11 protein-coding genes are annotated in these 13,637 nt (G+C 40.7%); 8 read left to right on the top strand and 3 right to left on the bottom strand.

Annotation, left to right across the window (positions count from 1 at the left end):
- Positions 1-29: 29 nt before the first annotated feature.
- Genes gatC through gatB form a run of 3 tightly spaced genes read left to right on the top strand, consistent with a single transcriptional unit; the run spans position 30 to position 3,239 of the window.
- Complete coding sequence (gene gatC / locus FXW07_RS01005; RefSeq protein ID WP_229393352.1) at positions 30-311, top strand: Asp-tRNA(Asn)/Glu-tRNA(Gln) amidotransferase subunit GatC; 282 nt, start codon at positions 30-32, stop codon at positions 309-311.
- Between the two features lie 12 nt (positions 312-323).
- Positions 324-1,751: an Asp-tRNA(Asn)/Glu-tRNA(Gln) amidotransferase subunit GatA gene (gene gatA, locus FXW07_RS01000; RefSeq protein ID WP_229393351.1), complete on the top strand. Its 1,428-nt coding sequence runs from the start codon at positions 324-326 to the stop codon at positions 1,749-1,751.
- Positions 1,752-3,239, top strand: coding sequence for an Asp-tRNA(Asn)/Glu-tRNA(Gln) amidotransferase subunit GatB (gene gatB, locus FXW07_RS00995; RefSeq protein WP_229393350.1), 1,488 nt, complete (start codon positions 1,752-1,754; stop codon positions 3,237-3,239).
- Between the two features lie 213 nt (positions 3,240-3,452).
- Here gatB and FXW07_RS00990 read toward each other — a convergent pair whose 3' ends face one another.
- Complete coding sequence (locus FXW07_RS00990) at positions 3,453-4,253, bottom strand: nitrilase-related carbon-nitrogen hydrolase (protein ID WP_229393349.1); 801 nt, start codon at positions 4,251-4,253, stop codon at positions 3,453-3,455.
- A 697-nt stretch (positions 4,254-4,950) separates the two neighbouring features.
- Entirely contained in the window at positions 4,951-5,085 is a 135-nt protein-coding gene (locus FXW07_RS19170) for a hypothetical protein (protein ID WP_255678521.1), read from the bottom strand.
- A 253-nt stretch (positions 5,086-5,338) separates the two neighbouring features.
- Between FXW07_RS19170 and FXW07_RS00985 the strand changes: the two genes are divergently transcribed.
- Positions 5,339-6,250, top strand: a complete 912-nt coding sequence (locus tag FXW07_RS00985) for a nitroreductase family protein (RefSeq protein WP_229393348.1) — start codon at positions 5,339-5,341, stop codon at positions 6,248-6,250.
- A gap of 43 nt (positions 6,251-6,293) precedes the next feature.
- Here the strand turns inward: FXW07_RS00985 and FXW07_RS00980 are convergent, their stop codons facing one another.
- Positions 6,294-7,397 carry a hypothetical protein gene (locus tag FXW07_RS00980; RefSeq protein ID WP_229393347.1) on the bottom strand — a complete coding sequence of 368 codons (1,104 nt, stop codon included), beginning with the start codon at positions 7,395-7,397 and terminating at the stop codon, positions 6,294-6,296.
- 606 nt (positions 7,398-8,003) lie between these two features.
- Here FXW07_RS00980 and htpX point away from each other — a divergent pair.
- The 4 genes from htpX to FXW07_RS00960 all read left to right on the top strand — a co-directional run bounded on the left by htpX (position 8,004) and on the right by FXW07_RS00960 (position 13,105).
- Positions 8,004-8,861, top strand: a complete 858-nt coding sequence (gene htpX / locus FXW07_RS00975) for a zinc metalloprotease HtpX (RefSeq protein ID WP_229393346.1) — start codon at positions 8,004-8,006, stop codon at positions 8,859-8,861.
- A 665-nt stretch (positions 8,862-9,526) separates the two neighbouring features.
- Entirely contained in the window at positions 9,527-10,180 is a 654-nt protein-coding gene (locus tag FXW07_RS00970) for a thymidylate synthase (RefSeq protein ID WP_048123264.1), read from the top strand.
- Between the two features lie 254 nt (positions 10,181-10,434).
- Positions 10,435-11,727: a 3-phosphoshikimate 1-carboxyvinyltransferase gene (aroA, locus tag FXW07_RS00965; protein WP_229393345.1), complete on the top strand. Its 1,293-nt coding sequence runs from the start codon at positions 10,435-10,437 to the stop codon at positions 11,725-11,727.
- A gap of 397 nt (positions 11,728-12,124) precedes the next feature.
- Entirely contained in the window at positions 12,125-13,105 is a 981-nt protein-coding gene (locus FXW07_RS00960) for a 50S ribosomal protein L11 methyltransferase (protein WP_229393344.1), read from the top strand.
- The last annotated feature ends 532 nt before the right edge of the window (positions 13,106-13,637 follow it).

Raw genomic sequence — 13,637 nt, 5'->3', positions numbered from 1 at the left:
CGGAATTATTCTATTTTTGAGGGACTTTCATGATCACAAAAGAAGATGTAGAACATATCGGCTGGCTTGCTCGCATTGATATTAGCGAACAGGAAACAGTTGAATACATGGAAAAACTTAATTCAGTGCTGGGGTATTTCGGACAGCTTGACGAGTTGCCGACTGAAGATATAGCTCCCACATACCACGTGGCTAAGATTTATAACGTGTTCAGGGATGATGTGGTGGAAGAATGTCTCCCGCAGGAAGTTGTTCTTGAAAACACCGAACACAAACAGGACGGAGCCTTCAGGGTTCCAAAGATAGGCTGAGGAGTGGTTTTAATGGCAAAATGGATGAGTGTTGCACAGGTAAAAGAGAAAATTGAGGAAAGCTCAGCCGAAGAAGTAACAGCTCAGTACCTCGAAGCTATAGGAAAGAGCAAAATTAATGGTTATATAACGGTCTCTGAAAAAGCTCTTGAGCAGGCGAAGAAAATTGATGCCGAGGGGCACGATGGCCCGCTTGCAGGCGTGCCAATTGCAATAAAAGATAATATTTCCATAGTTGGACTGCCAAACAGTTGCGGTTCGAAAATTCTTGAGGACTATATCCCGCCATTCAATGCTCATGTTATTGAAAAGCTTCTCGCTGCAGGCGCGGTGATTCTAGGAAAGACCAACATGGATGAGTTTGCAATGGGTTCTTCTACTGAAACCAGCTACTTTGGGCCGACTGCAAACCCATGGGACCTTGAAAGAGTACCAGGTGGGTCTTCAGGTGGCAGTGCAGCAGCCGTTGCAGCAGGAGAAGCTCCTTTTGCCCTCGGATCTGATACAGGAGGATCTGTACGCTGCCCTGCAGCTTTCTGTGGAGTTGTTGGACTTAAACCGACATACGGAGCCGTGTCCAGATATGGAGTAGTGGCTTATGCAAACTCTCTTGAACAGGTCGGACCTCTTGCAAACAATGTGACAGACATTGCAGTGCTTATGGATGTTATAGCCGGTTATGACCGTAAGGATTCGACTTCAATTGACAGTAAAACCGAATATCAGAAAGCTCTTGTCAATGATGTAAAAGGACTTAAAATAGGGGTTCCGAAAGAGTTTTTCGGGGAAGGTATCCATCCAGATGTTGAAAAAGCTGTCTGGAATGCCATACACAAATGCGAAGATCTCGGAGCGTCCTGGGAAGAGGTTTCTATGCCTCATATAAAATATGCCCTTGCTTCATATTATATCATTGCAATGAGTGAAGCATCCTCAAACCTTGCAAGATTTGACGGGACACGCCAGGGATATAGAGCAAGCGGTGAAAACTGGCACGCCATGGTTTCAAAAACAAGAGCTGAGGGTTTTGGGACAGAAGTGAAAAGAAGAATTCTCCTTGGAACCTATGCCCTTTCAGCAGGCTATCATGACAAGTATTATTTAAAAGCCCTGAAAGTCAGAACTCTTGTGAAGCAGGACTTTGACAAGGCTCTTTCAAAAGTTGATGTGCTTATGGCTCCAACTATGCCAAACCCTGCTTTTAAGATAGGAGAAAAGATTGAAGACCCGCTTACTCTCTACCTTTCTGACGTGAATACCTGCCCGATCAATCTTGCAGGAGTACCTTCACTTTCAGTGCCCTGCGGTTTCACTGACGGCCTCCCAATAGGGCTTCAGATAATGGGCAAGCCATTTGACGAGCCTGCTGTGCTGCGTGCAGCATATACTTTCGAGCAAAATACTGATTATCACACAAAGAGACCTCCGGAGGTGGCATAAATGGTCTATCAAAATCCTGACGGAGTAAGAATCGGGCTTGAGATCCATATCCAGCTTAATAAACTTAAGACCAAGATGTTTTGCGGTTGCTCTACAGACTATCATAATGCAGCCCCAAACACTCACACCTGTCCAATCTGTCTGGGCCTTCCGGGAACACTTCCGGTTCTGAACAAAAAAACAGTTGAAGCCGCAATTAAAGTAGGGCTTGCCCTTGAAGGAGAGATTGCAGAAGAGACACAGTTCCACAGAAAGAACTATTTCTACCCTGATCTTCCCAAAGGTTACCAGATCACGCAGTATGATTTTCCAATCGTAAGCAATGGAAAAGTCGTAATTGAAGGAGAAGACGGAGAATATACAGTAGGGATCACAAGAGCCCATATGGAAGAAGATCCCGGCAAACTTGTGCACATCGGAAGTATAGAGAAGTCAAAAGGTGTCCTTATCGATTATAACAGATCAGGCGTGCCTCTGATTGAGACTGTTACAGAACCTGATATGCGCAGCCCCAAAGAAGCTAGAAGGTTCCTTGATAAGTTTAGGAATATCCTTGAGTATCTGGATGTTTTTGACGGCAATCTTGAAGGAGCAATGCGTGTGGATGCAAACGTTTCAGTCCACTGGGGTACCCGTGTTGAGGTTAAGAACATCTCCTCGCATAAAGGAGTTGAAAAAGCTCTTCTCTATGAGATTATGCGACAGAAGAATGTAATCCGTCGTGGAGGAAAAATCTCACAGGAGACTCGCCACTTCGATGAAGGTAGAGGTGTAACGCTCTCAATGAGGACAAAAGAGGAAGCTGAGGACTATCGTTACTTCCGAGAACCTGACCTTATGCCTATGCGCATTACCGATTGGATCCCTGAAATTAAGGAAACTCTCCCTGAACTTCCGGATGCAAAACGTGCTCGTTTCATAGATCAGTACGGAATTACAGATATGCATGCAAAGTCTCTTACATCAAAGATTATGCTTGCTGACTTCTATGAAGGCGTCTGTGCAAAAGGAGTGGACTCGAAGATTGCAGCTACCTGGACGGCTGATGTCTTCCTTGGGGAATTAAATTACCGTGACCTTGTAATCTCTTCTTATGACGGGGAGAGAATAGGTTTTATCCATGCAAAAGACCCGGAGATAAAGAATTCTATCAAGGTTTCGGCTATGGTAGAACTGGTCAATATTTTTGCCGAAGGTAAAATCAGTGATCGGGCTGCCGTTGAAGTCATTCGAACTATGCTGGACACTGTGGAGGAAAAGACCCCGTCCCAGATTATCGAAGAAAAAGGTCTTTTCAAAGCTGAAGACAACCTGGTGACTAAAGCAATTGCCGAAACAATCGCCGAAAACGAAGCTGCAGTACAGGACTATCTTGGAGGCACGGAGAAATCACTGAACTTCCTTGTGGGACAGGTCATGAAAAAGACAAAAGGTACGGCAGACGCAAAAACTGCACGCGAACTGATAATTAAAGAACTGAAAGGGTAACCCTACAGGGTTCACCTTTTTATTACATTTTAACTAATCTTACGTTTCTTGATAAAGTATTCAGTTGATTTCATAACCTGAGCTCTTCTAATCCTCATTCAAATCCTCATTCAAATCCTCATTCAAATCCTCGTTCTAACCCTAATTCTAACCCTAATTCAGGATTTATTCTTCAAAAAGGGTCTTCTAAATGTGTATTAACTCAATCCTGAATTAATAAATCTCAGGTCTCCGATCCTCTATGATGGAACCAGTTTGTCTGATCTCTTTTAACTCTTCGAGATCGATTTCCCCGATTAGAGCACACTCTTCCTTTCCGGCTTCTGCCAGAACCCGGCCCCATCCATCGGCAATAAAAGATCTGCCTGGATAAGTTGAAAACCTATCATTTCCCGCTCTGTTACAGGCGATATGTAGCAGTTGGTTTTCAATTGCTCGAGAAAGGGACATAATGCGCCAGGGATAGATATAAAAATCAGGCATGTCAGAAGCTGAAACCAGAAAATCCGCTCCTTCAAGGGCAAGTTTTCGGGAAACTTCCGGATACCGGATTTCGTTACATACCATAAGCCCCATGGAGAGACCATACTTTTTCAGCCGAATAGGATGTATATCTTCTCCAAGTGCAAAATATTCTTTTTCAAGACCATAAAGCTGGGTTTTTCGGTGGATGCCAGCTAGCTTTCCGGACTCAATGCAGAACCCCAGGTTGAACTGAGGAGGAATATTCATTTCATTACTGAATTCTGAGCCTACTCTCTGTTCTATCATCGACCCTGCAAGGATACAATCATATTCCTTTGAAAAATCACATAAGGCTCCAATAGTAGGACCGGAAGCAGTTTCAGCTAGCTCAGCTATGTGGTCATAACAAAAACCGGTGGAGAAGACTTCCGGAAATGCAAGCAGTTCAGCTTCTTTCGAAACCGCTTCTTCTGCCAGGGAGAGGGCACGCTCAAGGTTTTCCTTTTTTGAACAAAGGGAGATATTCATCTGGATGCAGGCAACTTTCATGGTTTTCACTCTTTCCTTGCACGAATTATAAGTTATTTTACTTCATAAAGTTACTCCATTTCATAGTGTTAGATTGGAGGCGCAATAAAACCTGAAAAAAATTTGAAAGACCACAAACAAGGTTTTACAGGCGAAGTACACACAGGAACCATGTAAACTTAAAACTTATATGATTCTCCGAATAAGGAAACATTGCAAAAGAAAGATTACTAAAGAGAGATTACTAAAGAGAGATTACTAAAGAGAGATTACTAAAGAGAGATTGCTAAAGAGAAATCGATAAAAGTAGATAGTGAAAAACTTCAACCGGAAAGGACAGAAGAGAACAGGCAAATAGGATCTATCAGTAAATTATTCAATCCGTTTTTCTGGTCTCGTTGACTAAGAGTCCACGTTTTTTGAGTGAATTAGCTTATGGAGGAAATCAATATTATTTACAACTTCTCCAGCTTTTTATAGACTTGTGCAGGGATTGGAGGTTTCGCTGATTTATGGGAGTCACTTTTGTTTGGTTTTCAAAGGGTGTTCTTCTGAGGTTTTTTGAATCTTTACATTACTTAACAGATCGAGACTTTTGTAGAGTTACTGAGGGAATCAAAACTTTTTAAGGCATTATTACAGATTGTTTCCGAAAAGTTATTTGGCCTGTCCAAACATATGTCTTTTTCCGGTTTATTTCTGGGTTTATTTATGGAATTCAGATTTTTGTTGACCGGACAACCCCAAGGCTTTCCATAATTTTCATTTCCGCTGGTGTGATAAACATTCCGTTACTTAACAAAAACCCATGCAAAACGGGTTTGGAAGAAGTCTTAAGGGTTGCGTCTTTCATTTCTGAAACTCCATTTATTTTGTGGTAGTCCAGGATTTGACACTTGAACTACGGAAGTAAATTACCGTGTTATAGTATAAATAGATATCCCATAGACTGGAGAAGTTAATTTAAAAAAGGTTTCACACGTTATGCAACTAACATATTTCCCAAATCCTTGAAGTAGACATCCAGACCGACGGGAAAAAACTTTCATTTCCAGTCAACTTCATTTAACCAAAGATTTTTATAACAGTTGTTCAGAAAAAAATATATGGCCATCCCTACAGCCAGGTACTCTGAAACCGCAACTATCAGGATAGATTATGAAAAATGTAAGGCCTGCGGCCTCTGTGTTAAAGTCTGCAAAGGAGCCCCTCTCTACCTTGAAAATAACAAAGTAAAGATCGACCAAACCCGCTATTTCGGCTGCATCGGCTGTGGGCACTGTGTTGCAGTTTGCCCAACAGGAGCCATTGCGGTTGAAGGAAGAGACATAACCCAGACTTCCTTTATGGATATTCCAGTGGAAGAGACCCGCGCAGGGTACGAGGAACTTATGGCTCTCATGCTTGCCAGGCGCAGCGTCCGGGAATTCGAGGATAGAGGAGTTGAACAGGAAAAAATAGACAAGATCCTGGCAGCAGCAAGCACGGCGCCCATGGGAATTCCACCTTCAGATGTTGAGGTCCTGGTTATAAAAGGAAAAGAAAAAGTAAGGGAATTTTCCGATGACATGTTAAAGCTTATAAAAAGCCAGAAATGGATATTTTCGAAACCCGTACTTCTCCTGATGCGGCCTTTCATGAAGAGAGAAGAGTATGAAGTTGTTGACAAATTCATGTATCCGGCTATTGAAGCCTTTGAAGAAATGAGAAAAGAAAACACTGATTACCTGCTCTACGAAGCACCCCTTGCGATGTACTTCCATGTTTCTCCTTATGCTGATCCCGCAGATCCACTTATCACAGCCACCTATGCAATGCTTGCTGCCGAAACCCTGGGCCTTGGAAGCTGCATGATAGGAACCATTGGTCCAATGCTGAAAAGTGGGGGCAAGGAAGTAAAAGAAAAGTACGGAATCAATATCCGAAACCAACCGGGAATAGTGGTCATTTTCGGTTACCCTGCAGTAAAGTACAGACGCGCTATCCGGAGAAACCTGGCTCAAGTCCATTATTATTAACAAAGAATTTTCTAAACTTGCTATCTGACCTTCTTCCTCAACCTTACAATTTAATATTCTTCAAACTCACACTCAACTCTCTTATCCTCTCGAATTCATTCTTCACTTCAGCCGAAACCCTGTTAAAAGGACATCCAAAATAGATACAGCGGCAGCACTCATACCTCCATATCGTTAGCAAGAAAATCGAAATAGAAACCAGGTAAGCACCCAATAGAAACGGTTCTTTCAAAAGCCAGGGAAGCGGAAAGATAATCACGGCCATGAACCCAAGACTGGTAATGGCGAGATCGAATTTTCCTGGAGGATACGGCCTGGGCCTGAAATGTTTCGGCCAACCCCAATTCATCATGCATCTCACTTTTTTCTCACTCATTGCATAGTAAGGGCAATGGGTGCAGAAAAAACGCTGTTCCAGGACATAAAAGTGAAAGAAGACTAAGAAAAGATAGGCAAGTACCCACCCTGTTGAGTAAATACCAATTGCAAGTCCCGCCGAAAATAGAAGAATCAGCGTTACGAAGTACCAGTAGAGAAAGTCCTTAAATTCATGTTTTATTTTAAGGGAAACGCATCTATTTGAGCCTGATACCCGAAATACATTGCCAGAGAGATCAAAGTTATCTGAGAGGTTACCTCTCTTTTTAAAATCTTTTTTGATTTTATCCGGCACCCGATTCACAGGACACTCAAAGTTAATGCATCTTACACATTCATACCGATGGGCTGTCAGAAAAAACAGTATCCAGGCAACAATATAAGCTCCCAGAAGTAGAGGGTCACTGATAAGCCAGTAAACCGGAAAAAGAAACACGGACAAAGCCCCAAGAACAGTAATAATCTTTTCAAAACGGCTGTGAGGTCCGGGACGATCTTTAAAAAGTTTTGGTACTCCAGGAAGCATCATGCACTTTACGCAGCCTTTACTCCGGATATAGTAAAAACAATGAGTACATGCGAATCGGAGTTCTATAACCAGGAAGAAAAAAAGGGCTATTCCTATGTAAACCGCTATCCACTTGAGCGAATCTCTGGCGATCCCTATTGAACCGATCAGGAAAGGTATCACGTTTAAGAAATTCCAGTAGAGACGGTCTTTAATAGAATGTTCCGTTTTGAGAGGAAGCGTGATGCCTGAAGAGGACATGAGGAGTTTTTGGGAAAGGAAAAGGTATAAAGGTTTGGATTTTACGGTGTTTTACTGGAAAGCGATATTTTGAGGAGAAGCAATTTTTGAAATTGAATAAGGGCCACGTAAATAGATACAGTTTCAAAACTATTTTTGTGATCAAAAAACAATTAATTATTCGGAATATGGGATTCAAAGAAATAATTTTGAGTTTTGAAAACAGTTCTTCAATAGATACATATACTTGAAGTCACAATAATAGTTTGATTTCAAACTAAATATTTGAAACATGCAAATGTAAATATATCAAAAAAGAGATATTAGTTATTGATGTAAGCTTTGAGAGGGGGAGATTCCAGAGGAAAATATAATTTCTTGAATGAGATTTCCCAATTTGAAGATTAAGTTGCCTTTTAGGAGAATTTTAAATTGATTCAGGATAAATAAGGAAATCGAAATAACACAAATGTGATAACCTGCGCTTGCAGGAGAATAAATATATATCTGTATTCAGGTGATATAAAACTGATTCTAATCTGCTTAATTTATAAAAATAAGTCCAGAAACAAGAATCAAAGACCGAAAACCCAGACATTAGCCTGGGAGGACGTCGTGTGAGAAGTCATGAAGAACATGCTTAAAACTACAATTTTGCTTGCCACCCTTACAGGCCTCATGGTTCTGATAGGAAGCCACTGGGGTACGGGCGGAATGATTATCGCATTCCTGCTTGCAATAATTATGAATCTTGGAAGTTACTGGTACAGCGACAAAATCGTACTCAAAATGTACAGGGCAAAGGAAGTTTCACCTGCGGAAGCTCCAAACCTGCACAAGATCGTCGATGGACTGGCCATGAAAGCAGGAATCCCAAAGCCTAAAGTGTATATCGTAGAGTCCGGAATGCCAAACGCCTTTGCAACCGGGAGAAACCCAGAGCATGCGGCTGTGGCTGCTACAACCGGAATTCTTCATCTACTCTCTTATGAAGAAATGGAAGGTGTGCTGGCACACGAGCTCGCACATGTGAAGAACAGGGATACCCTGATAAGTGCTATAGCTGCAACCCTTGCAGGTGTTGTCACAATGCTTGCCCACTGGGCACAGATAGCTGCAATTTTCGGTGGCTTGGGCGGCAGGGATGATGACAACGGAGGAATCATAGGCCTCATTGTAATGATCTTTGTAGCGCCTATTGCTGCAACTTTGATTCAGCTTGCAATCTCAAGGTCAAGAGAATATGCAGCCGATGCGGAAGGAGCCAGCATATCCAGAAAACCCTGGGCTCTTGCCAGTGCCCTTGAAAAACTCGAATATGGGAACTCTCACTACAGTCCGAGAGTTTCAGACGTGCAGGCACAAGAAAGCAGCGCCCATATGTTTATTGTCAATCCATTAAAAGGAGGAGCAATTCAGTCTCTCTTTAGCACTCACCCAGCAACCGATGAAAGGGTAAGGCGTCTTAAAGCGATGAGGTTCTGAGAATATTTCTCAGATCTTTATTTTTTAATTCTTTTATTCATACTTTTTTTCTTTAGTTTTCCAGGTTTTTAATCTTGATCCTGTTATTCAGATTTTGTTTTATCCGGATTTTAATTCAGTTTATATCCAACTGCTTTTTTTCTTTAGATTTTATTTACTCTCATTTCCATATTTTTTGTCCGGAATTTCCATGTCCTTTATTTACCCGGAATTTCCATGTCCTTTATTTACCCGGAATTTCCATGTCCTTTATTTACCCGGAATTTCCATGTCCTTTATTTACCCGGAATTTCCATGTCCTTTATTTACCCGGAATTTCCATGTCCTTTATTTGCCTGGAATTTCCATGTCCTTTATTTACCCGGAATTTCCATATCCTTTTTTACCCGGAATTTTTTTAAATCTGGTATGATATATGCTATCAATATACACAGTGAGATTTTGAATTAGATCTTGGAGAAAGCACTTATAAAAGAAAGTGGTGAATAAAGAAAAAAGAATAAATAACTACCTATGTAGAATATTGTGCCATATTTAGCTATGGGAAAATGTTGTCCGAAAAATCCCAAAAATTAGAGACATTGATCAAAGCGCTGGATTTGAGATATTTCGGATCAGGATATCAATTGTGCACACCCTATTCTGATTTTATCGGGGAATTTTCAATGGAAGACAGATTCGAAATTGGCAGGATTATCAGAGCAAAAACTATCTCTGATGCATGGTACCGCGGGCTTAACATCATCCAGAATCACGGACAGGTTATTACAGATGAAAGAGGAAGCCAGATCAGGGAATTTATGGATTTGATGATCATAATTGAAGACCCCTACACTGACAGAATCCCGCATGAGACTGCCTGGAATGAAGAAAGGCTTGAAGAGTATGCAAAACAACTGATCTCAGGAGAAAATACACAGGACTTTGAATACACATACGGACAGCGCCTTAGGAACTGGCATGGAAAAGTAGATCAAATAGATTATGTGATCGAAAAGCTACAGCAAAATCCTACTTCCAGACGAGCAATCGCAGTTACCTGGATTCCTCCTGTAGATACAAAAGTTAATGAAGTTCCCTGCATGATGCTCGACGACTTTAAAATAAGAGATGGAAAGATACACCTCACAACTCTCTTCAGAAGCCACGACTTTGGGGGAGCCTATCCGGCAAACCTTTACGGGCTCTCGAAACTCCTGGAGTACGTGGCTGATAGGGTAGGAACAAAACCCGGAACGATTACAACTATCAGTATCTCAGCACATATTTATGATCATGACTGGGATATGGCAGAAAATATCGTAAAAGGGGTTAACTGAGTTCTAAATTGAGCTTTAAACTAAGTTTTAAATTGAACTTTAAACTGAGTTCCAAATTGAGCTTTAAACTGAATTCTAAATTGAGCTTTAAACTGAGTTTTAAATTGAGTTCTAAACCGACTTTAAATCATATTCAAAATATTCAATTCTGTTCAAGTTATTAGCAGCGTTGTAAAAAGGTTATTCAGAAGCTAGAAGTAAGCACCTGAATCTCATGAAAAAACCAAATAAGAAATAGAAGAGATCTGGTACATATGCGTGTTTCTATTGACAAATCCTCGATCAAAGGGGAAGTCTTTGCCCCACCTTCAAAGAGCTACACTCACAGGGCTGTAACCCTGGCAGCTCTTTCAAAAGAATCAACCGTCAGGCGTCCCCTGATTTCGGCCGATACACTTGCCACAGTCCGGGCTTCCGAGATGTTTGGGGCCTCGGTTGAGAGGGAAGAAGACAGGCTTATTATCCACGGAATTAATGGGAAACCCAATGTCCCGGACGATGTAATTGATGCTGCAAATTCAGGGACAACTCTTCGCTTTATGACCGCAGTAGCAGCACTTACTGATGGAATTACAGTGCTAACCGGAGACGCCTCTCTTCGTACCCGGCCAAACGGCCCTCTTCTTGAAGTTCTCAATCAATTGGGAGTAAAAGCCTGTTCCACTCGAGGAAACGAGAGAGCTCCACTTGTCGTAAAAGGCGGACTTAAGGGACAGGATGCGAGCATTGACGGCTCTATCAGTTCCCAGTTTATCTCAGCCCTTCTAATAACCTGCCCGCTTGCCGAAAACAGTACCACTCTTTCTATTACAGGAAAACTTAAGTCCAGACCTTATGTGGATGTAACCCTTGAAATGCTTGAACTGGCAGGCATTAAAGTTCATGTCGATGACAGTAATGGCACCAGATTCATAATCCCGGGAAAACAGAAGTATGATTTCAAAGATTATACTGTTCCCGGCGACTTTTCCTCTGCATCCTACCTCCTTGCAGCCGCAGCTATGACGAGTGGGTCTGAGGTTACAGTCAAGAACCTCTTTCCCTCAAAACAGGGGGATAAGGTAATCATTGAAATCCTGAGACAGATGGGAGCAGATATTACCTGGGATAAAGAAGCAGGCAATGTGACCGTCAGAGGAGGAAGACAATTAAAAGCTACAACTTTTGACGCCGGAGCAACTCCTGACCTTGTCCCTACTGTTGCTGTTCTGGCTGCAGTTGCCGAAGGGACTAGCAGGATTGTAAATGCCGAACATGTCCGATATAAGGAAACGGACCGCCTGCGAGCCCTCGCAACCGAACTTCCGAAGCTAGGGGTAGACCTTAAAGAGGAAAGAGACAGCCTGACCATTACCGGCGGAAAACTGCGTGGAGCATCAGTGCATGGCTGGGATGACCACAGAATAGTTATGGCTCTTTCAATAGCAGGAATAGTTGCAGGAAATACAACAATTGACACAACAGAGTCTGTATCGATTTCTTACCCTGACTTCTTTAAAGATATGCGCAGCCTTGGAGCAAAAATAGAGGAAGGCTCGGAAGAATAAGTTGAAAGTACAGATTTCTAAGTGCAGGTTTGCAGATTAGCAGATTAGAAGAATATCAAATGAAGACCAGATGTAGATTTAATATGAGTTTGATAACCTATCGTGAAAGGTATCCTCATATTTTCAATGTTTTCTTGTTAATGTTTTCTTGTAATGTTTTCTTGTTAATGTTTTTTTGATGTTTTCTTGTTAATGTTTTTTTACTGTTTTTACTGTTTTTTTGTAATGTTTTTTTACTGTTTTTACTGTTTTCTTGTAATGTTTTCTTGTAATGTTTTCTTTTTTGATAACCTCCGAGAGGTCAAAAAATTGGTTATTTTTAAGTGAATCTGAAATGAAATACAGAATTGATAAAAAATAACATAGTACTTATACAAAATATTCTATATTTTAGTATATGGAAATGAGGTGTAGGTGTGGAGATAGATGCATAAAGCCTATTTCGGAAGCGCTAAAAGACATTGAATTATTCTACAAACCATGCAAAGATTGCAAAACCGAAAAAATAAAGAAATTCTCGCCTCTAGCAGAACAGATTAATTTAGATGAAATAGATAACTATTTTGGAAGTTGTAGATGTGGGAAGAGGCAACTTGATATTGTAATGGCTCACGTGCTAAAAATAATGATCGATGAAGGAATAAAAGATAAAAAAGCCAATTTAAGGAACTCATGTGTTCCTCTTGTGACTCCTGGCTATCCAACTGATACTGTTCCCTATTTGCCCAAGGGTTGTTTAGTAATATTATCTAATGAAGTGGATAAAAGATGTGCTGAAAGAATTATAAAGGAAGTTGAGGAAGTTAGAGGAGTTTTAAAGGGAGATATAAGAAAAACTGTGGGCGTAAAAGATTCTGATTCTAACCCTCATGTATATGAACTTCTTGCCGGATGCGATCTGAGATGTGATATTGTACAGACTCCTTACGGTGCTTTAGGAACATACAAATATCAGCGTGAAATTCACATCGAGTTCCCACAGGTAAAATCGCCCAAAATAGAGATACTTGAAAAAGCCTTGAAAGATTATGATAAGCCGACTGTTCTTGATTGTACATGTGGCCCTGGTACTTTAGGAATCGCATGCCTTAAAGCAGGTGCACGAAAGGTTGTTTTTAATGATATATGGAACCCTGCAATAGAAACTACTTTGGTTAATTTGGAAGCTAATGGATTTCCAGTCAAACTTTCAGGCAGTGAAGATGAATTAATAGCATTCGGAGACAGGTTTGAAGTTTATAATATGGACGTAAGAGAATTAGCGAATTATTTAGATAAAAAATTTGATATTTGTATTATAGATACATTTCCTGGTGTGGATACAACAGAATTTGTGGAAGCTGCAGGTAAATTAGGCAAAAACGTTGTCGTGATTTGAAAGAGAATTATATCTCCTTTAATTTACATTTCGACCCCCTCCAAAAAAACACAACTTAATTTTTTTATTCACACAGTTTATTACTAATTTTGCTCTTGCTTCCATATTAATTACGTATACTTTTCTATTTCTCTTTATATATGCCTAAATTTTTAATTTGTTTTCCAAATTTAAACTGTTTTTTTGAACATTGTGGGATTCAAGTTAAAATCATTGATTTTGTTGAGCATGTGCTCATATCTGGTTCAATAAGTTTGGCCAGTTGTTACAAAAATCACCTTATTTTTGAGAGGGGGGTCGAAATGTAAACTTTAACTGAATTTGAAGCGATAACGCAGACATACCCCCGTTGCTTGTAGCGAAAACACCAGCACAACTTTGATTATATACCAGTAAGTGATAATTCCGGCATGATTACCAAACATATCATTAATTACATACTAATAAGTGATAATTCAGGTATGACCACCAAAACAGGGAAAACAATTTCTCTTTTCCCATGTTTTTGCTCTTTTAAGTTCAGGAAGTCATA

The sequence above is a fragment of the Methanosarcina sp. DH1 genome (assembly GCF_020804205.1).
Classification (GTDB): Archaea; Halobacteriota; Methanosarcinia; order Methanosarcinales; family Methanosarcinaceae; genus Methanosarcina; species Methanosarcina vacuolata.
Note: the sequence above shows the minus strand (reverse complement) of the source record. Positions and strands in the feature narration are given on the sequence as shown.